Annotated in this window: 19 protein-coding genes; 9 read left to right on the forward strand and 10 right to left on the reverse strand. The window is 68.6% G+C overall.

Annotated features, from left to right (window positions below):
- Positions 1–20 precede the first annotated feature (20 nt).
- Both OYT95_RS31405 and OYT95_RS31410 read right to left on the reverse strand, forming a co-directional pair.
- Positions 21–647: a 2-dehydro-3-deoxy-6-phosphogalactonate aldolase gene (locus OYT95_RS31405; protein ID WP_268790003.1), complete on the reverse strand. Its 627-nt coding sequence runs from the start codon at positions 645–647 to the stop codon at positions 21–23.
- Entirely contained in the window at positions 644–1654 is a 1011-nt protein-coding gene (locus OYT95_RS31410; RefSeq protein WP_268790004.1) for a 2-dehydro-3-deoxygalactonokinase, read from the reverse strand. The genes OYT95_RS31405 and OYT95_RS31410 overlap by 4 nt, the downstream gene beginning before the upstream one ends.
- A gap of 51 nt (positions 1655–1705) precedes the next feature.
- Here OYT95_RS31410 and OYT95_RS31415 point away from each other — a divergent pair, with 51 nt between their 5' ends.
- Positions 1706–2491, forward strand: coding sequence for an IclR family transcriptional regulator (locus OYT95_RS31415; protein WP_052033398.1), 786 nt, complete (start codon positions 1706–1708; stop codon positions 2489–2491).
- 33 nt (positions 2492–2524) lie between these two features.
- On the opposite strand, the gene OYT95_RS31420 is transcribed toward OYT95_RS31415, so the two are convergent.
- Genes OYT95_RS31420 through OYT95_RS31430 form a run of 3 tightly spaced genes read right to left on the reverse strand, consistent with a single transcriptional unit; the run spans position 2525 to position 8209 of the window.
- Positions 2525–3946, reverse strand: a complete 1422-nt coding sequence (locus OYT95_RS31420) for a neutral zinc metallopeptidase (protein WP_268790005.1) — start codon at positions 3944–3946, stop codon at positions 2525–2527.
- A 46-nt stretch (positions 3947–3992) separates the two neighbouring features.
- Positions 3993–6191, reverse strand: coding sequence for a 1,4-alpha-glucan branching protein GlgB (gene glgB, locus OYT95_RS31425; RefSeq protein ID WP_268790006.1), 2199 nt, complete (start codon positions 6189–6191; stop codon positions 3993–3995).
- Positions 6191–8209 (reverse strand): alpha-1,4-glucan--maltose-1-phosphate maltosyltransferase, encoded by a 2019-nt coding sequence (locus tag OYT95_RS31430; RefSeq protein ID WP_112300753.1) that lies wholly within the window; start codon positions 8207–8209, stop codon positions 6191–6193. The genes glgB and OYT95_RS31430 overlap by 1 nt, the downstream gene beginning before the upstream one ends.
- Positions 8210–8369: 160 nt before the next feature.
- On the opposite strand from OYT95_RS31430, the gene glgP reads away from it, so the two are divergent.
- Positions 8370–10967 carry an alpha-glucan family phosphorylase gene (glgP, locus tag OYT95_RS31435; RefSeq protein WP_268790007.1) on the forward strand — a complete coding sequence of 866 codons (2598 nt, stop codon included), beginning with the start codon at positions 8370–8372 and terminating at the stop codon, positions 10965–10967.
- 17 nt (positions 10968–10984) lie between these two features.
- Here glgP and OYT95_RS31440 read toward each other — a convergent pair whose 3' ends face one another.
- From OYT95_RS31440 to OYT95_RS31460, 5 genes are read right to left on the reverse strand one after another with little or no spacing between them, the layout of a single operon-like run.
- Positions 10985–12577: an ABC transporter permease gene (locus OYT95_RS31440; RefSeq protein WP_268790008.1), complete on the reverse strand. Its 1593-nt coding sequence runs from the start codon at positions 12575–12577 to the stop codon at positions 10985–10987.
- On the reverse strand, positions 12574–13494 hold the full coding sequence (locus tag OYT95_RS31445; RefSeq protein ID WP_268790009.1) for an ABC transporter ATP-binding protein: 921 nt from the start codon (positions 13492–13494) through the stop codon (positions 12574–12576). The genes OYT95_RS31440 and OYT95_RS31445 overlap by 4 nt, the downstream gene beginning before the upstream one ends.
- Positions 13495–13549: 55 nt before the next feature.
- Entirely contained in the window at positions 13550–15598 is a 2049-nt protein-coding gene (locus OYT95_RS31450) for an ATP-dependent DNA helicase (protein ID WP_005262018.1), read from the reverse strand.
- A 9-nt stretch (positions 15599–15607) separates the two neighbouring features.
- Complete coding sequence (locus tag OYT95_RS31455; RefSeq protein ID WP_112300643.1) at positions 15608–16240, reverse strand: isochorismatase family protein; 633 nt, start codon at positions 16238–16240, stop codon at positions 15608–15610.
- A complete protein-coding gene (locus OYT95_RS31460) occupies positions 16237–17616 on the reverse strand; it encodes a nicotinate phosphoribosyltransferase (RefSeq protein ID WP_128641842.1) in 1380 nt (459 codons plus the stop codon). Before OYT95_RS31460 ends, OYT95_RS31455 begins: the two co-directional genes overlap by 4 nt.
- Between OYT95_RS31460 and clpS the strand changes: the two genes are divergently transcribed.
- From clpS to OYT95_RS31495, 7 genes are all read left to right on the forward strand, one after another.
- A complete protein-coding gene (clpS, locus tag OYT95_RS31465; RefSeq protein WP_128641843.1) occupies positions 17615–17953 on the forward strand; it encodes an ATP-dependent Clp protease adapter ClpS in 339 nt (112 codons plus the stop codon). The two genes, OYT95_RS31460 and clpS, sit on opposite strands and share 2 nt — an antisense overlap.
- 36 nt (positions 17954–17989) lie before the next feature.
- Positions 17990–18577 (forward strand): oxidative stress transcriptional regulator AosR, encoded by a 588-nt coding sequence (gene aosR, locus OYT95_RS31470; protein ID WP_037236435.1) that lies wholly within the window; start codon positions 17990–17992, stop codon positions 18575–18577.
- Entirely contained in the window at positions 18574–19644 is a 1071-nt protein-coding gene (locus tag OYT95_RS31475) for a P1 family peptidase (RefSeq protein WP_037236433.1), read from the forward strand. Before aosR ends, OYT95_RS31475 begins: the two co-directional genes overlap by 4 nt.
- 43 nt (positions 19645–19687) lie before the next feature.
- Positions 19688–20164: a Mov34/MPN/PAD-1 family protein gene (locus tag OYT95_RS31480; RefSeq protein ID WP_112300640.1), complete on the forward strand. Its 477-nt coding sequence runs from the start codon at positions 19688–19690 to the stop codon at positions 20162–20164.
- Positions 20165–20226: 62 nt separating this feature from the next.
- Complete coding sequence (locus OYT95_RS31485) at positions 20227–20499, forward strand: MoaD family protein (RefSeq protein WP_009474135.1); 273 nt, start codon at positions 20227–20229, stop codon at positions 20497–20499.
- A gap of 8 nt (positions 20500–20507) precedes the next feature.
- Positions 20508–21470: a PLP-dependent cysteine synthase family protein gene (locus tag OYT95_RS31490; RefSeq protein WP_037236431.1), complete on the forward strand. Its 963-nt coding sequence runs from the start codon at positions 20508–20510 to the stop codon at positions 21468–21470.
- 19 nt (positions 21471–21489) lie between these two features.
- Positions 21490–22164, forward strand: a complete 675-nt coding sequence (locus tag OYT95_RS31495; RefSeq protein WP_128642401.1) for a rhomboid family intramembrane serine protease — start codon at positions 21490–21492, stop codon at positions 22162–22164.
- The last annotated feature ends 191 nt before the right edge of the window (positions 22165–22355 follow it).

Raw genomic sequence — 22355 nt, forward strand, 5'->3', positions numbered from 1 at the left:
CGGTGGTCGTAGGTGTCGGTTCAGGCGGCGTCGGCGGACCAGATGTCCATCAGGGTGAGTGCGCGGTCGCGGACGGTCTCGGCGGCGTCCCCGGGCCGGTACAGGCAGGTGCCGAGTCCCGCGCCGCCCGCGCCCGCGGCGGCCCACTCGGCGAGGTTGGTGCGGTCGACTCCGCCGACAGGGAGCAATTCGACCTCCGTCGGCAGGACGGCCCGCCAGGCCTGCATCCCGGCTGTCCCGACGGAGTCGGAGGGAAACAGTTTGATGCTGCGCGCTCCCGCACCGACGGCGTGAAATGCCTCGGTCGGAGTAGCCGCTCCCGGGTACGGGTGCAGGTTGCGGGCGACGGCGGCCTCGATGACCTCGACGTCGGTGTTGGGGGAGACGATGATCCGGGAGCCGGCTGCTTCGGATCGGATCACGTCGTCGACGCTGAGGACGGTTCCGGCCCCGACGACGCAGACGTCGCCGACGGCCGCCGCCAACCGCTCGATCGAGTCGAAGGGTCGCGGCGAGTTCAGTGGAACCTCGATCGCCGTGAACCCGGCGTCGACGAGGGCCGAACCGACGGCGACGATCTCGTCCGGGGTGATGCCGCGCAGAATGGCGATCAATCCGGTCGTGGTGGCAGTGGCTGTGGTGCTCATGAAGACTCCTTCTCGAGATCGGTGAACTGCGCCGGGCCGAGCAGCCCCGCATCGGTCGCCACACGCCACAAACCGTGTGCTGCGGCCTCCTCGGCGACGATGTCGGCGACGATGCCGTGGACGCGCAGTGCGGCTGCGTAGCGCCGGCAGAGGTCGGCGTTTCCGCACAACAGGATTCGATTTCCGTCGGTGTAGTGGGGCACGAGATGCCGGATCTCGTCGGCGATGATCACGCCGGAGACGTAGTCGGGAAGCGACGCCGGATCGAGGAGTCCGTCGAGCACGAGCGCTCGCGCTCCGAACAGCTCCGCGGGCAATCCACGTGACGGTGTCGACGTTCCGGTGGTGAGGCCCCGCTCGAACGCGGCGTCATCGCGCACGGCGGTGGTCGCGGTGCGGCCGAGGATGCCGTGCTGGATCACCAGCCCGTACAACTCGCCCGACATCGATGTGGCGAACGAGACGATCTTGCGGTTCTCGACTCGTGCCCACTTGCTGTGTGTTCCGGGGAGCACGATCGTGAGCGGTCGGTCGGCCGGCGGGAGCAGGCCCAGAGCCCCGATGATCTGCGTCTCCTCGCCCCTCATGACGTCGCCGGCCACCGTGCCGTCGGCCGCGGGGGCGACGCGCAGGCCGGGTACGAGGTGCAGTACTCCGCGGGGGTGGGGGACCGTCGTCAGGTCGTCCGCGTCTATCGCGAGATCGGTCGGGGTGGTCAGGTAGCCGGCTTCACGCCAACCCTGGGCGCTGCCGACCATGCCGCAGGCGATCGCCGGGAGATCGGGGGCGGCCGCGATCCAGTCGCCACAGGCCTCGTCGAACGCGGCTTCGTAGGCACGGGTGCGTGATGCGGGGTCGTCGCCGGCGGTGCCGAGCAATCCGAAGTCCGGCCGGCGCACGTCCAGAATGCGGCCGCCGTCGCCGAGGAGCCAGGCACGCTGCGACGACGTGCCCCAGTCGAGGGCGATCAGGCGCGGTGTCGAGGGAGCGGGGGTGTTCTGGATCACGCGAACCACTATCGGACGCGAATCCCATAATGACGAATACGGTCCCTATATGTGGGACAGTGGGGTGTGGCGAATCCGACGTACGACATTCCACCCGGCACGCAGACACTCGCCCGGGGGCTGGCAGTCGTCCGCGCCGTCTCCGACGGGGCCCAGGATCTCCGCGCGGTCGTCGAGAGCACCGGGCTGGGGCGCAGCACAGCGCACCGGCTCGTGCAGTTACTGGTCCACGAGGGCTATCTCCGGAGCGGAAGCCGTGGCTACACACTCGGGCCGACGTTGATCGAACTGGGTTTCAAGGCGCTGCACGGCAACCCGCTGCCCGTCGTCGCGCGCCCGATCCTCGAGGAATTGTCGGCGCACGTCCACGACACCGTGCACCTGGCGGTCGAGGACGGCGGCTCGGTGCTGTATCTCGACAAACTGCCGGGGTCGCGGGGCGCCGAGATGCGCTCCCGCATCGGTCACCGCATGCCGCTGACCCGCGCCGGTGTCGGAAAGGCGCTGCTGCTGGACTCGGCCGACCGCTGGGATGCGCTGTACGAGAGCGATGCCGCGCAGGGAGCCCGGCCACCGAGCCCCCGCGGATTGGCGGACTTCCGCGCGCGCATGGAGGACTACGCGCGGAGGGGTGCGGCGATGGACCTCGAGGACAACGAACCCGGAATCCGCTGCGTGGCGGCACCGGTGCGGGACGCGTCGTGCGCGATCGTCGGTGCGATCAGCGTGTCGGCCACGAGCCCGTACATGCCCGACGAGCGGATGCGCGGCCTCGTGCCGGTCGTGTGCCGGGCCGCCGGGCGGATCTCCGCGGCGCTCGGCTACCGGGAGATCTGAGACGGCGGCCGGGTGGCGTCACGCGGGGGACGGTCAGCGGTACCGGCCCTCGCAGGCCTGCTCGCCGCCGAGCACTCCGGTGCGGAACGCGTCCACCCGGGAGAATCCGCTCGGCACGGTCTCCCCGTTGACGTCACTCGCGGCGAGTCCGTCGGTGAGCAGCCCCGAGACGGCCTCGTCGAGGTCGCCGGGCGACAGCCACACGCTGCCCGCCTCCAGGGTGGCGGGACTGTCCGGGCTCAACGCGCTGGTGATGACACCCGAAAGGCAGGCGGCTCGCAGCGCGGTCTGGGGTGAGTGCAGATCGTTGCCCCGGTCCCGCTGCAACGCCAGGGTGTACCGCGAGGCGAGCAGGACGTACGCGTTGTAGTCGCCGGTGAGCTTGGTCTGGAAGAGTTCGCGCCTGCCCTGGCGTCCCGGTGTGCCGCGTTCGGCGAGGGCATCGACACTGACCCCGATCGTGTTGGTGGCCGGGCAGTACGACACCGGTTCGGTCGCATCGGCGTCCGCGCAGTCGAGGTCGGCGCCGTCGAGTTGCAGCGTGGGGGGATCGCTGAGATCGAAGATCTGCTGGAAGGACGTGAAGAACGCCTCGAGGGACTCCTCGGTGACGGGGAGTTCGCCGTCGTCGGTCTCGTCGGCGAATCGCTGAGGCAGATCCGCGCGACGTGAGTCGATCTCCTTCTCGTCGATGCGCGTGCACGATGCCGGACCGTCCGTGAATCCGATCTGGGTGGCGGTGACGCGTTCGAACGCCGAGCCGTGCACGTTGTCGGGATCGTTCGGGTCGGTGTCCCCGATGGCCACCGCGGACGCGAGTACCTTGTTCAGCCCGTCCGACGTGTTCAGCGTGAAGTGGGTCGCCTTGTCTTCCGCGATGTACCGCATGAACGCCCCCGCGAAGCAGTCGGCCTGCTGTTCCCGCACGATGCCGCCGCCCACGTTCTCGTCGGCGATACCCGCCTTCGTCTGGACAGCGTGCCCGTACTCGTGTGCCAGCACGAAAACGGCGGCGACGACACCGAACTTCTCCACGACCTCGGGCAGCAGCAGCGCCCGGTCCCAGCCGATCGTGTGGTCGGTGCTGCAGTAGCCGGCGTTGAGGAGCTCCTCCGTGCTGTCGCCGCAGAAGCGCGGGCCGTCGGACTCGCGCGGATCCCAGGAGATCAGTTCCTCGACCGGCTCGAAGTTGCGCTGGAACAGCGCCGGGAACTCGGTGCGCCAGTAGTCCTCGATGTCGCTCACCGCGTTGGCGGCCATCGTGTCGATGTCACCGTCGTCGCTGCCGGTGACGGGGAGGTCGGCGTCGGGCACGCCCTTGCGGGCACCGCTCGGACCCGACGTGGCATCCAGACCCGCCACCTTGAACGGATCGTCGTAGATGGACGCGGCCTCGCCGTCCACCGACCGCGTACACCCGGACAGGACGACCGCAGTCACGGCCAGAACGCCCATGCTCGCAGCCCACTGCCGACGCCGGGTCAGCAAGGCCGTGCCTTCATCAACGCTCCAGACTCATCCAGATCGCGCCGTTCGCGGGCAGTGCCACCTCTGCGGAGGCGGGACGGCCGTGCCACGGCTGCGACGTTGCCGTCACCGCACCGAGATTTCCCCAACCCGATCCCGCGTAGACCTCGGCGTCGGTGTTGAGAATTTCACGCCATTCGCCCCGTTCTGGCAAGCCCACACGATAATTCGCATGCGGGGAACCCGAGAAATTGAACAGGCAGGCCAGGATCGACCCGTCGGTGCCGTAGCGCAGGAAGCTCAGGACGTTGTTCGCGGTGTCGTTGGCGTCGATCCAGGAGAAGCCGCCCGGTGAGGTGTCGAGAGTCCACAGCGCCGGGCGCTCGCGGTACGTGGCGTTGAGGTCGTGGACGAGCCGGAGCAGACCGCGGTGGAAGCCGCCGGTGTACGGGTCGTCGAGCTGGTACCAGTCGAGTCCGCGCTCCTCGGACCACTCCCCGGTCTGCCCGAATTCCTGACCCATGAACAGCAGTTGCTTGCCGGGATGCGACCACATGTACGCCAGCAGAGCGCGTACACCGGCGGCCTTCGCGTAGTCGTCGCCGGGCATCCGCGTCCACAGTGTGCCCTTGCCGTGCACCACCTCGTCGTGGCTGATGGGCAGCAGATAGTTTTCGCTCCACGCGTACATCAGGGAGAACGTGATCTCGTGATGGTGATAGCTGCGGTGGACGGGATCGTGTGCCATGAAACCGAGGGTGTCGTGCATCCACCCCATGTTCCATTTCATGTTGAAACCGAGACCGCCGACGTTGGTCGCACGGGTGACACCCGGCCACGCCGTCGACTCCTCGGCGATGGTGACGACCCCGCGGTGCTGCTTGTGGACCGTGGCGTTGGTCTCCTGCAGGAAGGCGACGGCCTCGAGGTTCTCCCTGCCGCCGTGGATGTTCGGCGTCCAACCGCCCTCCGGCCGCGAATAGTCGAGGTACAGCATCGATGCCACCGCGTCGACGCGCAGACCGTCCACGTGGAACTGGTCGAGCCAGTACAGCGCGTTCGCGACGAGGAAGTTGCGCACCTCGCGCCGCCCGAAATCGAACACATACGTTCCCCAGTCGAGCTGCTCGCCGCGCTGGGGATCGCTGTGCTCGTAGAGTGGTGTGCCGTCGAAACGTGCCAGCGCCCACTCGTCCTTCGGGAAGTGGGCGGGAACCCAGTCGACGATGACTCCGATGCCGGCGGCGTGCAGGTGGTCGACGAACCACCGGAAGTCGTCGGGGGAGCCGAACCGTGACGTGGGTGCGTAGTACGACGTGACCTGGTATCCCCACGAACCGCCGAACGGGTGCTCGGCGACCGGCAACAGTTCGACGTGCGTGAATCCCGTCTCGGTGACGTGGGCAGCGAGTTGTTCGGCCATCTCGCGGTAGTTCAGCCCGGGCCGCCACGAACCGAGATGAACCTCGTACACGCTCATCGGGGACTGCGCCGGCTCGGTGGCCGCGCGCTGCGCCAGCCATTCGGCGTCGTTCCATTCGTACGTGCTCACCGACACCCGGGACGCCGTGGCGGGCGGGACCTCGGTCGCGAACGCCATGGGATCGGCCTTGTCGCGCACACTGCCGTCGGGTCCGTGGACCCGGAACTTGTACAGGTCGCCGACCTCGATGCCGGGAATGAACAACTCCCACACCCCGGTGGACCCGAGCACCCTCATCGGGTAGTGCCGCCCACCCCACCCGTCGAAATCGCCGATCACACTCACCCCGCGGGCATTGGGAGCCCACACGGCGAACGAGGTGCCCGTGACGGTGCCGTCGGGGGTGTCGTAGCGGCGGCGGTGCGCGCCGAGGATCTCCCACAGCCGCTCGTGCCTGCCCTCACCGAACAGGTGCAGGTCGAGTTCCCCGAGCGTGGGCAGGAACCGGTACCCGTCGGCGGAGACGTCGTTGTGACCACCCGGCCACGTCGTCGACAGCCGGTAGTCCATCAGATCCCGGTACGGGACGAGTGCACCCCACACACCGTGCGCCAGGTGTTCCAGGGAGAAGCTCGTCCCGCCGATGACGGCGTCGACGGCCTCGGCGTGGGGGCGCAGTGCGCGGATCACCGTGCCGTCGGGGTGCGGATGCGCGCCCAGGATCGAGTGCGGGTTGTGGTGCTCGCCCCGGGACAGCAGGTCGAGGTCGGCGGCGTCCGGTGCGATGGCGACAGGCGGTTCGACGGTCACTATGTACCTCCGCGGTAGGCCAGTTTCGTTCTGGCCGGATAGGGGATCGACGGTAATGCCAGGATATGGGCCACCGCGCGCCAGGGCTCCAGGCGCACGAAGTTGGTCTGCCCCCAGTGATACTGCTCCCCGGTGACCTCGTCGAGCACGGTCAGGTGGTCGTGCCAGTCGCGGCCCAGCGCGGGCATGTCCAGCCACACGTTGCCCTGCTCGGCGCCGTACGGGTTGAGGTTGATCACCGTCAGTACGGCATCCCCGGTGGTGGCGTCGAACTTGGAGTAGGCGATCAGGGCGTCGTTGTCGGCGTGGTGGAAATGGATGTTGCGCAACTGCTGCAGTGCCGGATGCTGCCTGCGGATCCGGTTGAGCGCGGTGATCCACGGTTCGAGGGACTCGCCGCGCGCGGCGGCACCCTCGAAATCGCGGGGCCGCAACTGATACTTCTCCGAGTCGAGGTACTCCTCACTTCCCGGTCGCACCGGAACATGTTCGTACAGTTCGTATCCCGAGTACACACCCCAGGTGGGCGACAGGGTCGCCGCCAGCGCGGCGCGCAGGGCGAACATTCCCGGGCCACCGGTCTGCAGGCTCTCGTGCAGGATGTCCGGGGTGTTGACGAAGAGGTTGGGGCGTGCCTCGTCGGCCTTGGCGGCGATCTCCTTGCCGAACTCCGTCAGCTCCCACTTGGCCGTCCGCCACGTGAAATACGTGTAGGACTGGGTGAAACCGCGGCGGGCGAGACCGTACAGCCGCGCGGGACGGGTGAACGCCTCGGACAGGAACAGGACGTCCGGATCCGACTTCTTGACCTCGGCGATCAGCCACTCCCAGAAGTCCGGCGGCTTGGTGTGCGGGTTGTCGACCCGGAAGATCTTGACGCCCGCCGCAACCCAGTGCCGGACGACCCGCAGGACCTCCGCGTAGATGCCGTCGCGGTCGTCGTCGAAGTTGACCGGGTAGATGTCCTGGTACTTCTTCGGCGGATTCTCGGCGTAGGCGATGGTGCCGTCGGGGAGCACGGTGAACCATTCGGGGTGTTTCTTCGCCCACGGATGGTCCGGTGCGGCCTGCAGGGCCAGGTCGATCGCCACCTCCATGTGCAGCTTCCGGGCGGCAGCGATGAACGCCTTGAAATCGCGCATCGTCCCGAGCTCGGGATGAATCGCGTCGTGGCCGCCCTCGTCCGAGCCGATGGCCCACGGCGAACCGACGTCGTCGGGGCCCGGTGTCAGAGTGTTGTTGGGGCCCTTCCGGTTGATCTTGCCGACCGGGTGGATGGGCGGCAGGTACACCACGTCGAATCCCATCGACGCAATGCGGGGAAGCGCGGCCACCGACGTGGCGAACGTGCCGTGCCGCGGCTTGCCGTCCTCGTCCCAGCCGCCGGTGGATCGCGGGAAGAACTCGTACCACGACCCGAACAGGGCACGCGTGCGATCGACGAGCACGGTGTGCGGTTCGCTCTTCGTGACGAGATCGCGCAGCGGATGTGCGCGCAGCAGTTCGGTGACGTCCGACCCGAACGCCGGGGCCACGCGTTCGGAGAGGTGACGGTCGGAACGCAGCGACGCCGCGACCCCGGCGAGCCGCGAGCGGTCCGCGCGGGGGACGCCCTTCGCGGCACGCTCGAACAACCGCGCACCAATCTCGAGGTCGTTGGCCAGTTCGGCCGGCCCCTGTCCCACCGCCAGCTTGGCCTCGACCGCGTGCTTCCACGTGGTGACCGGATCACTCCAGGCCTCGATCCGGAACGTCCAGACGCCCTCGCCGGTCGGGGTGAAGGAACCGTCGACGGTGTCGGGCACCGGACCGCCGGTCATCGGAATGCGGAAGGTCGCGGAGCCGCCCGACGCGGCACTGCGCGGTCCCCGCACCGCGAGCGTGGCGGCCACGGCGTCGTGACCTTCACGCCACACGGTTGCCCGGACGGGAAACACCTCACCCACAACGGCCTTGGCGGGATACCGACCGCACCCGATGTTCGGTTCCACGTCGTCGATACCGAGTCGACCTGTCACGCTGGGCTCCGTTCCATAGCCGGAAGTTGCCGGCGGCTCGTGGGCTGGGCCGCCCGTTCAACCGTAATGGAGTCGACCGGTTCCTGTCCGTATTGCAGATCTGACGTCGACCCGCCCCGACACGGCGCAACGACGCCCGTAGTGCGTTATCGTTCGCGAGGTGAAAGCCTTGCGTCGGTTCACTGTCCGAGCCCACCTTCCGGAGCGGCTCGCTGCCCTCGGTCCGCTGTCCACCAATCTTCGCTGGTCGTGGCATCCGGCCACGCAGGAACTGTTCGGATTGCTGGACGCGGAGCTGTGGCGGCAGGTGCAGTTCGACCCGGTCCGGATGCTCGGTGAGGTCGATCCGGCGCGCCTGGACGAACTGGCCGAGGACGTCGCGTTCCTGGCCCGGCTCGACGCCGCCGCCGCCGACCTCGACGACTACCTGTCCCGGCCCCGCTGGTATCAGAACCAGCAGGCCAAGGGTGTGTCGCTGGACGGTGGGATCGCGTATTTCTCAATGGAGTTCGGGGTCAGCGAGGTGCTGCCCAACTACTCCGGCGGGCTCGGAATTCTCGCGGGCGACCACCTGAAGGCGGCGTCCGATCTGGGCCTGCCGCTGATCGGTGTCGGCCTGTTGTACCGCTCGGGTTACTTCCGGCAGTCGCTGACCGCGGACGGCTGGCAGGCCGAGCACTACCCGCCGCACGACCCGCAGGGCCTGCCGCTGCGGCTGCTCACCGAGTCCGGGCCGCAGTCGTCCGATGGGGCGCCCGTCCTCGTCCACGTCGCCATCCCCGGTGGCCGGGTTCTGCGCGCCCGCGTGTGGATCGCCCAGGTGGGACGGGTCCCGCTGCTGCTGCTCGACTCCGACATCGCGGAGAACGACGCCGAGATGCGAGGCGTCACCGACCGTCTGTACGGCGGCGACCAGGATCACCGCATCAAACAGGAGATCCTCGCCGGTATCGGCGGTGTCCGTGCCGTGCGCGCCTACACCCACGCCTACGGTCTGCCCGACCCCGCCGTCTTCCACATGAACGAGGGACATGCGGGTTTCCTCGGCATCGAGCGGATCCGTGAACTGGTCACCACCGGCGGGCTCGACTTCGACGAGGCGCTGGCCACGGTCCGGGCAGGCACGGTCTTCACGACCCACACCCCGGTTCCCGCGGGAATCGACAGGTTCCCGGCCGACCTCGTGCGGCACTACTTCGGCGGCGACAACGGTGCGAACGAATCCTCGCTGCTGCCGGGGCTGACGATCGACCGGATCCTCGGACTCGGCCGCGAACCGGATCCGTCGGTGTTCAACATGGCCCACATGGGCCTGCGGCTCGGGCAACGGGCTAACGGTGTGTCCAAGCTGCACGGCATCGTCAGCCGCGAGATGTTCCAGCCGCTGTGGCAGGGATTCGACGCCGAGGAGGTGCCGATCGGCTCGGTGACCAACGGTGTCCACGCGCCCACCTGGGCCGCACCGGAATGGATCGATCTCGCCACCCGCATCCTGGGCCCCGAACTGGTGGAGGAGGCTCGCGGATGGGAGCGGCTGCAGGACCTGTCCGCCGAGGAGCTGTGGTCGACCCGCAACACGCTGCGCGGGAAACTGGTCGAGGAAGTGCGCCGCCGGGTACGCGCATCCTGGATCGAACGCGGCGCCACGTCCGCCGAACTCGGCTGGACGGACGAGGTGTTCGACCCGAACGTGCTCACCGTCGGCTTCGCCCGGCGGGTGCCCACCTACAAGCGATTGACGCTGATGCTGCGCGACCCCGAGCGGCTCCGGGCCCTGCTCCTCGACGAGAAGCGCCCCGTGCAGCTGGTGGTGGCCGGGAAGAGCCACCCCGCGGACGACGGCGGGAAGGCCCTCATCCAGCAGGTCGTGCGTTTCGCCGACGCCGCCGACGTCCGGCACCGCATCACCTTCCTCCCCGACTACGACATGTCGATGGCGCGGTACCTCTACTGGGGTTGCGACGTGTGGCTCAACAATCCGCTGCGCCCGCTCGAGGCGTGTGGCACGTCGGGCATGAAGTCCGCCCTCAACGGCGGACTGAACCTGTCGATCCGTGACGGCTGGTGGGACGAGATGTTCGACGGCGAGAACGGCTGGGCCATCCCGACCGCGGACGGCGTTCTCGACGAGACGCGGCGTGACGATCTCGAGGCCAGCGCACTGTACGAACTGCTCGAGCGCGCCGTCCTGCCGAGGTTCTACGACCGCGCGGACGGCCTGCCGGTGCGGTGGGTGGAGATGGTCCGTCACACACTGCAAAACCTCGGACCCAAGGTGCTCGCGTCGCGAATGGTGCGCGACTACGCCGTCCAGTACTACGCGCCCGCCGCCGAATCGGCCCGGACGGTGGCTGAAGAGAACTTCGCCGGCGTCCGTGAACTCGCCGCGTACCGTCGCCGCGTCGAGGCCGCCTGGCCGTCGGTGACGGTCCTGCAGGTCGACGGCGCCGGGCTGCCCGACACCCCCGAGATCGGAGCCAATCTGGTGCTCCGTGCCCGCATCCGCCTCGGCGAACTGGCCGTCTCGGACGTCACCGTGCAGGCCGTGATCGGGAAGGCCGGACCGGACGAGGAGCTCACCGACATCGTGACGGTCCCGATGACCCACTCCGCCTCGGACGAGTCGGGGGAACTGTTCGTCGCCGACCTGGCCCTGCCGCTGTCCGGGTCGGTCGGATACACGGTGCGGGTCCTGCCGCACCACAGACTGCTCGTCGACCCGTCGGAGCTGGGTCTGGTGACGGTGCCGAACCCCTGACCGGCGCTACCGAGCCGTCACCGGCCGACGTCCCGGCGTTGGAATCCGGTGACGGCGGCGAGGAACAGGGCCGCCGCGAGAAGCAGCAGGACCACGAGGGGAGTGGCCGAGAAACTCTCGGCAGGCAGGGTCGGCGTGTAGTGGAAGGGGGAGAACACCCCGAACCAGTCCGGGAGGACTTCCCCGAACATTCCGGCGACCAGAACATAGCCCAGGAAGGCCCACAACGCCGGCAGCGCGCGGGGGATGAGTCCGTAGACGGCCGCGCAGGAACCGACGAGCACGAGCACCGCCGGCACGGTGTTCAGGGCTGCGCCGATCAACCGGCCGAGCGCGCCCGCATCGGACAGCGTGAACGCCGCGGTGATCCCCATGCCGACCCCCGCCGCCACGGCGATCGCGACGGCCGCACCCGCGATCACGGCCAGCTGGCCGCCGAGCCACGACACCCGCGACACGGGGGTGGCCAGTGCCTCCTCGGCGCGACCGGACGATTCCTCCGAGCGGATGGATATGACGGCACCGACGGCGTACATCGCCGCCATCACCACCAGGAACACCAGATACAGGGCGAAGGCACCGTCGGCCGCCGCCGCGGCGCCACCCGGCAGCAGCTGTGCGAGATCGGGATCCTGGTCGATGAAATCGCTGATCTGCCTGCCGAGTGAACCGATGGGCAGCGACAGCGCGAACACACCGACACCCCAGGCGAGGATCTGGCCGCGCTGCTGACGCGCCGCCAGCGCGGTGACACCGGTCAGGCGGGGCGACGCCTCGGCGCGCCCGGCCCGCGGGGGAAGCAGCCCCGCCCCGACGTCCCGGCGACCGATCGCGGCATACGCGCACGCGACGGTCAGCGCCGCTGCGACGATGCCGATCAGCAACGGCCACCAGCGTTCGTCGACGTAGGCGCGGGTGGCCTGCGACCAGCCGATCGGCGACACCCACGTCAGCAGGCTCCCGCTGTGTCCCTGTTGCACGTCGCCCACCGCACGCAGCAGATACGCAATGATGATCGCGGAGATCCCGACACCGCTCGCAGTGCGGGCGTGTTCGGTGAACTGGGAGGCCAGCGCCGACAGCGAGGTGAACACGAGGCCCACCACCAGCACACCCGCGGACATGTTCAGCGAACCCGCCGGAGGCAGCCCCACCCCGAGCAGCCCGATGACGAGCAGAAGAGCGACGAACACATTGGCGAGCGCCGCGGAGAGCAACCCTGCCGTGATTCCCGCATACCGGCCGACGACACCGGCGCGTACCAGTTCCGTGCGGCCGGACTCCTCCTCGGCCCGCAGATGCCGCGTCACCAGGAGCACCGACATGATCGCCACGGCCACCATCGTCATGCCGGCGATCTCGTTGGCCACCATCGCACCGAGCGTGTAGTCGTCGAGGCCGTACCCCGGTCCGGCGAGTGCCGTGGCGGCCGGGGACGAGATGAGTTCGGCACGGGCCTGCCGGGATTCGGCGGTCGGGTAGATGGTGGAGTAACTCGACGCGATCAGGACGGTGAGGCCCGCCACCGCGACCGTCCACACCGGAATCCGGACCCGGTCGGTGCGCACCGCCAGTTCGGCGAGCACACCCGTTCCACTCAGGCGACTCACTGCGGCCGTCCGATCCCGAGCGCCTCGACCTCGTCGCGGTACTCGCGGAGGAACAGGTCTTCGAGCGTCGGAGGGTTGGCGGTGATCGAGACGATGCCCAGCCCCGTCAGCGTGGTCATGACCGGGTCGATCTGATCGGAATCGACGTCGAACGTGACCGTGTTCGCGTCCTCACCCTTCTGCAGGTTGTGCACGCCGGGGACATTCGCGATGGGGGTGGGCTTGATCCGGGTGGTCGCCGTCACCGTGGTGCGGGTGAAATGGCGCAGTTCGGACAGCGTTCCCGCCTGCACGGTCTTGCCCGCGCGAATGATGGTGACGGCATGGCACAGCGCATCGACCTCGGCGAGGATGTGGCTGGACAACAGCACTGTGCGCCCCCCGCGGGCGAACTCGGTGATGCACTCCTGAAACACCGCCTCCATCAACGGGTCCAGGCCCGACGTCGGCTCGTCGAGGATGAGGAGTTCGGTGTCGGCGGCGAGCGCAGCCACGAGAGCGACCTTCTGCCGGTTGCCTTTCGAATAGGTGCGGCCCTTGCGGGTGGGGTCGAGTTCGAACCGCTCGATCAGCGACGCCCGGCGGACCGGATCGAGTCCGCCGCGCAGCCGCCCGAGAAGGTCGATCGCCTCGCCACCGGACAGATTCGGCCACAGGTTCACATCCCCCGGGACGTAGGCGAGTCGCCGATGCAAGGGTACGGAATCATGCCACGGATCGGAACCGAGAACGGACGCCGAACCACCGTCGGCGCGTAGGAGACCGAGCAGCACCCGGATGGTCGTGGACTTGCCCGAGCCGTTGGGTCCGAGGAATCCGTGCACCTCACCCGACTTCACCTCCAGATCGAGGCCGTCGAGGGCGAGGACTTCGCCGAACTTCTTGGTGAGTCCGCGGACTGAGATCGCAAGGTCCATCGGTCGAGCATAGGTGCGCACCGATCCGCTGTCCGACTCAGTGCGCGACAGCGGTTCAGGGACGCGAATCGCGGATCCGCCCCAGCGCCTTACGCACGACTTCCGGATCGGACGTCTCCCAGAACGGAGGCAGCGAGGCTCGCAGATACCCGGCGTAGCGGGCGGTGGCGAGCCGTGGATCGAGGACGGCCACCACACCCTTGTCGTCGACGCTGCGCAGCAGACGCCCCACACCCTGGGCGAGCAGCAGCGCCGCGTGATTGGCTGCGACGGAAAGGAACCCGTTTCCCCCGCGCGACTCGACGGCCTTCTGCCGGGCGACCAGCAACGGATCGTCGGGGCGGGGGAAGGGGATGCGATCGAGGATCACGAGGCTCAGTGACGGGCCCGGCACGTCGACACCCTGCCACAGCGACAGCGTGCCGAACAGTGACGTCGGCTCGTCGCCGGCGAACGCCCGGACGAGGGCGCCCGTCGAGTCGTCGCCCTGACACAGGATCGGGGTGTCGAGCCGGTCGCGCATCGCCTCGGACGCGGCCTTGGCGGCCCGCATCGACGAGAACAATCCCAGCGTGCGCCCGCCCGCCGCCTCGACGAGTTCGGCGATCTCGTCGAGATACGTGGGGGAGAGGCCGTCCCGCCCCGGCGGCGGGAGTTGCTTCGCGATGTAGATGATCCCGGCGCGGGCGTGGTCGAACGGGGATCCGACGTCGAGGGCGTTCCATTTGAGCGTGCCCGAATCGGACGGCGCCTCGGAGCCGGTGGCCATGGCCGGATCGATCACGACGGACGATTCGGCGGGAAGTCCCCAGTTGACGGCCAGACCGTCGAAGGACCCGCCCACGGTCAGCGTGGCGGATGTCAGGACCACCGTCGATTCGGCGAACAACCGGGAACGCAGCAGCCCGCCGACCGACAGCGGCGCCATCCGCACCACCCGCCGGATCGACCCGCGGTTGTCGTCGGCGGCCAGCCACACCACGTCGTGACGCTTGGCCGGATCCGGCTCGTCGAAGGCACTGAGAACGCGGACGGCGCTGTCGTGAACCTCCTCGACCGAAGCGAGTGCGGTGTTGCGCGCCGCGGCGGCCTCCGGGTCGCTCAACGCCATACCGGGACGGGACGGGCCGATGGCCGTGCGCAGCGACCACGCGGCGTCGCGGACCGCGGCGAGTGCGGGGGCCGCGCCGGGCGGCAACGCCTCCCACCGTTCCGGCCGCAACTCCTCGAGCAGGGCGGCCCAGCCCTCGCCCGCGGCCTCGAGACGGTCCGCGTCCTGCTCCTCGACGAGCTTCGCGCAGCGCCTCGCCGCGGCACTGATCGTCGACGCCGCCAGCTCCGCGGTGGCGACGTTCGTCACCCGGTCGACCAGTTCGTGCGCCTCGTCGATGACCACGACGTCGTGTTCGGGGAGGATCGCGATTCCGGTGATGGCGTCGATGGCGAGCAGGGCGTGATTGGTGACGACCACGTCGACCTGCGAGGCTTCCGCGCGGGCGCGCTCCGCGAAGCAGTCCTCGCCGACCGGGCACCGGGACTTGCCGAGACATTCGCGGGCGGTGACGCTGACCTGGCGCCACGCCTTGTCGCTGACTCCGGGGGCCAGGTCGTCGCGGTCACCGGTCTCGGTGTCCGAGGACCACTCGGTGAGGCGCTGGACCTCCCGTCCGAGCCGCGACACCGCGAACGGATCGAACAGCTCGTCCGTGGGAGGCTCTTCGGCGGATCCGGTGTGGATCTTGTTCATGCACAGATAGTTGTTGCGGCCCTTGAGGATCGCGAAGTGCGGTCGCCGGCCGAGCGAACCCTCGAGTGCGTCCGCGAGCCGCGGCATGTCGCGGTCGATCAGCTGACGCTGCAGTGCGATGGTGGCCGTCGAGACGATGACCGTCTTCCCGCTCTGCACCGCGTGCCGGACGCTCGGCACCAGATAGGCGAGGGACTTGCCGGTGCCCGTCCCCGCCTGGACAGCCAGATGCTCCCCGGTGTCGATCGAATGCGCGACGGCGGAAGCCATGGTCAGCTGGTTGGATCGCTCGGCGCCGCCCAGCGACCGCACCGCCGTGCGCAACAGCTCGGGGACGTTGGGGAGGTTTTCAGGCACCCGAGCAGGTTACTCGGGACCTACGTCAGAAATCGTCACGCGGTCCGAGGGGGTGTCCGCGGCGCGGCCCACGAGGCGCACACCGGCGGCCCGCATCGCGGTGATCGCGGCCTCGACGGTCGCGGGGGCGACACCGGCGGTGAGGGGGAGGTGGACGCGCGTCGGGAACCCGGCGGCCACGGCGTCGAGTGCCGTCGCGACCACGCAGTGATCGGTGGCGATCCCCACGACGTCGACCTCGGTGACTCCGGCCGCACGCAGCCATTTCTCCAGGCTCTGGCCGTCGGAGTTCCTGCCCTCGAAGCCGGAGTAGGCCGCCGAGAACTCGCCCTTGGAGAACACCGATTCGATGCAGTTCAGGTCGAGATCGGGGTGGAAGTCCGCGCCGGACGTTCCCGATTTGCAGTGCACCGGCCAGGTGTCGACATAATCCGGTTCCTCGGAGAAATGGTGGCCCGGGTCGATGTGGTGGTCGATCGTGGCGGCGACGGCGTCGTACTCGTTTGCGGCCAGGAAGCGGCTGATCGCGGCCGCGACCGCGGAACCGCCCTCGACGGCGAGGGAGCCGCCCTCGCAGAAGTCGTTCTGGACGTCGACCACGAGCAGCGCCCGCCGGAGGTTGGTGTCAGAGATGTCGGTCATGGTGCCCTCCGGGATTCGGGTTCGGCGAAGCGCACGGGGATCGCGGGCTCGCCGTGGGAGAGCTTCAAGCCCTCCCACGGAAGGCTGACGAGGCCCGCCGCCAGGAGGGATCTGCTGTCCTCCAGGGTAGTCGTGTCGCAGACGGTCTCACCGCCCCGCACCAGCGGGACCAGCAGTTCCCGCGCCTCGAGGCCGACTGAACCGGGTGCATCCGAGTGCGCCGAGTACACGACTTCCTCCACCAGGGTTCCGGTGTCACGGGCGAATCGCAACGCCCGCTTGGTGCCGCCCCGAGACGCCTTGTTACTGCTCCTCTTCTCGACAGGGATGCCGTCCACCTCGACGAGTTTGTAGACCATTCCGGCGGTCGGCGCACCGGAGCCGACGACGACGGACGTGCCGACGCCGTAGACGTCGACCGGCTCGGCCCGCAACGCGGCGATCGCGTATTCGTCGAGGTCGCCGGAGACGACGATCTTCGTCCCGGTCGCACCCAGGTCGTCGAGTTGCCTGCGGACCTGCCGGGCCAGGACACCCAGATCACCGGAGTCGATCCGGACGCCCCCGAGTTCGGGTCCCGCGACCTCGACGGCAGTCTTGACGCCCTCGGTGATGTCGTAGGTGTCGACGAGGAGTGTGGTTCCGACTCCGAGCGCCGCGACCTGCGCGCGGAACGCCGCTGCCTCGTCCGGCCCGTCCGGGGTGGTGTGCAACAGGGTGAACGCGTGCGCGCTGGTACCCGCGCCGGGCACTCCGTGCCTGCGGACCGCCTCCAGATTCGACGTGGCCGTGAAACCCGCCAGGTAGGCGGCGCGGGACGCCGCCACCGCGGATTCTTCGTGGGTGCGCCGCGACCCCATCTCGATCATGGGGCGTCCGTCGGCGGCGCTGACCATGCGTGCGGCGGCGGACGCGATCGCGCTGTCGTGGTTGAGAATCGACAGACTCAGCGTCTCGAGCAGGACGCATTCGGCGAACGTTCCACGGACGGAGAGGATCGGGGAGCCGGGAAAGTAGAAGTCGCCTTCGCGGTAGCCGTCGATGTCCCCGCTGAAGCGGTAGTCACGCAGCCATGCGACGGTCCCCTCGTCGAGGAAGCGGGACACGATCTCGAGTTCCGGCTCACCGAAGCGGAAGTTCGACAGCGCGGAAACGAGTCGGGCGGTGCCACCGACGACTCCGTACCGGCGGCCGTCGGGAAGCCGGCGGGCGAACACCTCGAAACTGCAGCTCCGGTGGGCGGAACCGTCGGCGAGGGCCGCCGACAGCATCGTCAACTCGTACTGGTCGGTGAACAAGGCGGTGCTGTCTCTGGACACCCGGCCACTGTAAGCCGCGGTGTCGCCCAATGGAGGAGCGTCGTACCCTGGTGTCATGGCTCATTGCTCGACGACAGCTCCATTCGTGGATGCCATGCCGGCATCGCCGCAGGTCACCCCTGCAGAGTCGGAGGTCGTCGAGAGCGATGAAGCCAATGATCGTCCCTGGGTCACCGTCGTGTGGGACGATCCGGTGAATTTGATGCACTACGTCACCTACATTTTCCAGAAGCTCTTCGGGTACAGCAAAGCCAAGGCCACGGAATTGATGATGCAGGTCCATTCCGAGGGGAAGGCCGTGGTGTCGAGCGGCTCCCGGGACAAGGTCGAAAGCGATGTACGCAAGCTGCACGCGGCGGGCCTGTGGGCCACGATGCAGCGCGACGGCAGCTAACTTTCCGTTCGGACAGTAAGGAACTCGGTACACGACGTGCGGATGTGGAGCAGGAAGAACTCGCTCGGCGGTGTGAAGCTGCGTTCGGAGATGGACGCGCACGAGGCCACGGTGCTGCGATCGCTGGTCGCCTCCGTCCTCGGCCTCCTCGAGGAGCGGGCCGCGTCCGCCCCGGAGGACGAACTCGCGGCGCTCACCGGCATGCGGACGGGCAACACGGCGGCACCCGACGAGGAGGTCCTCGCGCGGTTGCTGCCCGACTTCCACCGTCCCGACATGGACGCCCCGGACGACGACGAGATCCGCGCCGAATCGAAGGCCGACATCAACGGTGCGCTGCGTGGACTCCACGAACCGGAGATCATCGACGCCAAACTGGCGGCGGGCTCGGTCATTCTCCACACGGTGCCCGAGAACGGCGGCAAGGTGCTGCTCACGCCGGAGCAGGCCGACGCCTGGCTCAGCGCTCTCAACGACGTCCGGCTGGCGCTGGGCACCAACCTGGGCATCGACGCCGACACGCCCGACGAACTCGATCCCGCCGATCCGCGCGCACCGCACCTCGACATCTACCACTGGCTGACCTGGATGCAGGACTCGCTCGTTCAGGCACTCGCGCCGTGACGACCACGACGCCGGGCCGCACCGATTCGCTCGTCGATGTGGTGGGCCTGAGCGTCGGGCACCACCACGAACTCGACGCGGACGCCACGCTCGGAAGCGGTGCCGCCACGGGGTGCACGGTGGTCCTCGCGCCACACGGCGCGACCGGTGCGGTCGACGTCCGGGGCGGGGGACCGGGCACCCGGGAGACCGATCTCCTCGACCCCAGTCACAGCGTCCGGAAGGTTCACGCGATCGTCCTGACCGGCGGCAGCGCCTACGGACTCGCCGCCGCCGACGGCGTCATGCGATGGCTCGAGGAGCACGGTCACGGAATAGCCATGGGGGAGCCCGATCAGGTGGTTCCCATCGTCCCCGCCGCCGTGATCTTCGATCTGCCGGTCGGCGACTGGCGAACGCGTCCCACCGCCGAATTCGGTTACCGGGCAGCAGATTCTGCATCGCACACCGTGCTCTCCGGTTCGGTGGGCGCCGGGGTCGGGGCGCGTGCAGGCGCGCTCAAAGGCGGTGTCGGAACGGCGAGTGTCGTCGTCACGGACGGTCCGGCGAAGGGCATCACGGTGTCCGCCCTGATGGTGGCCAATCCCGTCGGAACAGTGTTCGACCCGGCGACCGGACTGCCCTGGGGTGTCGCCACCGTGGGCGCAGCCGCGTTCGGACTCAGACCCCCGGTTGCCGCCGAGGTGTCGGCGGCGCGCGACCTGATCGCCAAGAGCACCGTCCTCAACACGACCATCGGGGTCGTCGCGACCGATGCCGTCCTGGGGAAGGCGGCGTTACGCCGCGTCGCCGTGGCGGGCCACGACGGGCTCGCCCGCGCGATCCGGCCGGCGCATTCGCCGCTCGACGGCGACACGATCTTCGCTCTCTCCACCGGTATCCACCCGGTTCACCACCCGGCGGGAGTGCCCGACGCGTTCCCGCCCGATCTGCCCGTCGTCGACGCCGTCTGCACCGCGGCCGCCGAGGTGGTGGAGAAGGCCATCGTCGACGCCGTGCTCAGCGCCACCCCCGTCGCGGGAATTCCCACCTACCGCGAACTGTTCCCCTCTGCACTGCGTTCCTGAGGTACCGGCCGGTCGGTGGCCGACTCGCCGGTGCGCACCTAGGATGGCGCTCACGGAGGTGGATGACGTGCTGGTGATTCGATCGGACTTCGTCGAGGCGATGGTGGCGCACGCGCGCGCCGACCACCCGGACGAGGCGTGCGGGGTCATCGCCGGGCCGGACGGCTCCGACCGCCCCGAACGGCACATCCCGATGATCAATGCCGAGCGTTCGCCGACGTTCTACCGATTCGACTCGGGTGAGCAATTAACGGTGTGGCGGGCGATGGACGACGCCGACGAGGTGCCCGTCGTGATCTACCACTCGCACACCGCCACCGAGGCGTACCCCAGCCGGACCGACATCTCCTTCGCGTCCGAACCGGACGCCCACTACGTACTGATCTCCACCCGCGACCCCGACGCCCACGAACTGCGCAGCTACCGCATCGTCGACGGTGTCGTCACCGAGGAACCCGTCGACGTGGTCCAGAGCTACAAGTTCGCCCACACCTCCATTGCGGACGTCCCCGACAAGTGACGGCGCCGTCCCTCGCGACGGGCCCACGGCAGGTAAGACACCCACATCCCGAGGAGCCGAGCATGGCTGTCACAGTTTCGATCCCGACCATCCTGCGTACCCACACCGGCGGTGAAAAGCGGGTGGAGGCAACAGGTCCCACACTTTCCGCCGTCATCGACGACCTCGACGGCAACTACGGCGGCATCAAGGACCGCCTGATCAACGACGGCCGTCTGCACCGCTTCGTCAACGTCTACGTCAACGACGAGGACGTCCGATTCTCGGGCGGACTCGACACCGAGGTGGCCGACGGGGACTCCGTGACGATCCTGCCCGCCGTCGCCGGAGGCTGATCGCGGTCGTGGCGCGGTTCGATTCGCTGATCGACACCCTCGGCGACACACCCCTCGTCGGGCTGCCCCGCCTGTCGCCGAGTTGGAACGGCGCTACGCCGGTCCGCCTGTGGGCGAAGCTCGAAGACCGCAACCCCACCGGTTCGGTGAAGGATCGGCCCGCCCTCCGCATGATCGAGCAGGCCGAGAACGACGGCACCCTGACACCTGGGGCGACGATCCTCGAACCGACCAGCGGGAACACCGGAATCTCGCTTGCGATGGCCGCGAAACTCAAGGGCTACCACCTGATCTGCGTCATGCCCGAGAACACGTCGGTGGAACGCAGGCAACTGCTGACGATGTTCGGTGCGCAGATCATCGACTCACCCGCACGCGGTGGCTCGAATCAGGCTGTGGCCGTAGCGAAGGAGCTGTCCGCGGAGCACCCCGAGTGGGTGATGTTGTACCAGTACGGCAATCCCGCGAATGCGCTGGCCCACTACGAGACCACGGGCCCCGAGATCCTGCGCGACCTTCCCGAGATCACCCACTTCGTCGCGGGTCTCGGTACCACCGGAACCCTGATGGGGGTGGGACGCTACCTGCGCGAACACGTCGACGGCATCGAGATCGTGGCGGCCGAGCCCCGCTACGGGGAACTCGTGTACGGCCTCCGCAACATCGACGAGGGCTTCGTTCCCGAGTTGTACGACGAATCCGTCCTCACCTCGCGGTTCTCCGTCGGCCCCGCCGACGCCGTCCGCCGCACCCGGCAACTGATCGACAACGAGGGCATCTTCGCGGGCATCTCCACCGGCGCGATCCTCCACGCCGCGCTGGGGGTCGCGCGCAAGGCCGTCAAGGCCGAACGCGCGGCGAACATCGCGTTCATCGTCGCGGACGGCGGATGGAAATATCTGTCGACCGGCGCATACGGCGGTACGGTCGAGGAAGCAGAAGAAGCACTGGAAGGGCAGTTGTGGGCATGACGACAGGGGTGTGTGGATCATGACTTCGTCGTTCGATTCCTCGCGATTCGACTCGCCGGTGCCGAGGGGTGGCGCATCGCCGACCCCCTCGTCGAAGTCGAGGCCGTTGTGGCTGCAGTCCGCGATCCTCGTCGGCACCTTCACGATGCTGCTGTACGTCATCGAGATCGTCGACGTGCTGTCCGACGAGCGACTCGAACAGAATGGCGTCGAACCGCGCTCGATCGACGGGTTGTGGGGGATTCTGTTCGCCCCGGTCCTGCACGACGACTGGGCGCACCTCGTCGCGAACACCGTCCCACTGCTGATCCTCGGGTTCCTCGTGCTGCTGTCGGGCATCGCCCGAGGCCTCGCCGCCACCGGGATCGTCTGGGTGGTCGGAGGTCTGGGCACCTGGTTGACCGGTGGCTCCTATTCCAACCACATCGGCGCCTCCGTCCTGATCTTCGGTTGGCTCGCCTACCTGCTGGTCCGGGGAATCTTCGCCCGCAGCCTCGGTCAGGTCCTCGTCGGTGTGGTGGTGTTCGTCGTCTACGGCAGTCTGCTGTGGGGTGTGCTACCGAGCGCACCCGGTGTGTCCTGGCAGGGGCATCTGTTCGGCGCCGTCGGCGGTGTTCTCGCGGCCTGGATGCTCTCCGCGGACGCCAGGAAACAGCGGGCACAGAAAGCGCTGGGACCGCAGTCGTTCGGGTGAGCGGCCCCCGCGCGGCGAGTGTGCGTTCCCCCGGCGTGTACGCCGCATCCGACCGCTGAGCGTGCGGCCTGCTGGTAGGCTCCTCGCGAGATCCGGGCACCCAGGAACTGCGTAGTTCAGAGCTGTCGACAGTGTCGTCACGGAGGGCCGGTGGAGGTGGTTCGAACTCACGGGTTCGCGCACACACCGTG

The sequence above is a fragment of the Rhodococcus sp. JS3073 genome, assembly GCF_026810085.1.
Classification (GTDB): Bacteria; Actinomycetota; Actinomycetes; order Mycobacteriales; family Mycobacteriaceae; genus Rhodococcus_F; species Rhodococcus_F wratislaviensis.

What these genes read in the sequence shown, in the direction of transcription:
- OYT95_RS31405 (WP_268790003.1), bottom strand. Translation starts at nt 647, where the DNA reads ATGAGCACCACAGCCACTGCCACCACGACCGGATTGATCGCCATTCTG.
- OYT95_RS31420 (WP_268790005.1), bottom strand. Translation starts at nt 3,946, where the DNA reads ATGGGCGTTCTGGCCGTGACTGCGGTCGTCCTGTCCGGGTGTACGCGG.
- OYT95_RS31445 (WP_268790009.1), bottom strand. Translation starts at nt 13,494, where the DNA reads ATGGACCTTGCGATCTCAGTCCGCGGACTCACCAAGAAGTTCGGCGAA.
- OYT95_RS31455 (WP_112300643.1), bottom strand. Translation starts at nt 16,240, where the DNA reads ATGACCGACATCTCTGACACCAACCTCCGGCGGGCGCTGCTCGTGGTC.
- clpS (WP_128641843.1), top strand. Translation starts at nt 17,615, where the DNA reads ATGGCTCATTGCTCGACGACAGCTCCATTCGTGGATGCCATGCCGGCA.
- OYT95_RS31460 (WP_128641842.1), bottom strand. Translation starts at nt 17,616, where the DNA reads ATGACACCAGGGTACGACGCTCCTCCATTGGGCGACACCGCGGCTTAC.
- OYT95_RS31480 (WP_112300640.1), top strand. Translation starts at nt 19,688, where the DNA reads ATGGCGCTCACGGAGGTGGATGACGTGCTGGTGATTCGATCGGACTTC.
- OYT95_RS31485 (WP_009474135.1), top strand. Translation starts at nt 20,227, where the DNA reads ATGGCTGTCACAGTTTCGATCCCGACCATCCTGCGTACCCACACCGGC.
- OYT95_RS31495 (WP_128642401.1), top strand. Translation starts at nt 21,490, where the DNA reads ATGACTTCGTCGTTCGATTCCTCGCGATTCGACTCGCCGGTGCCGAGG.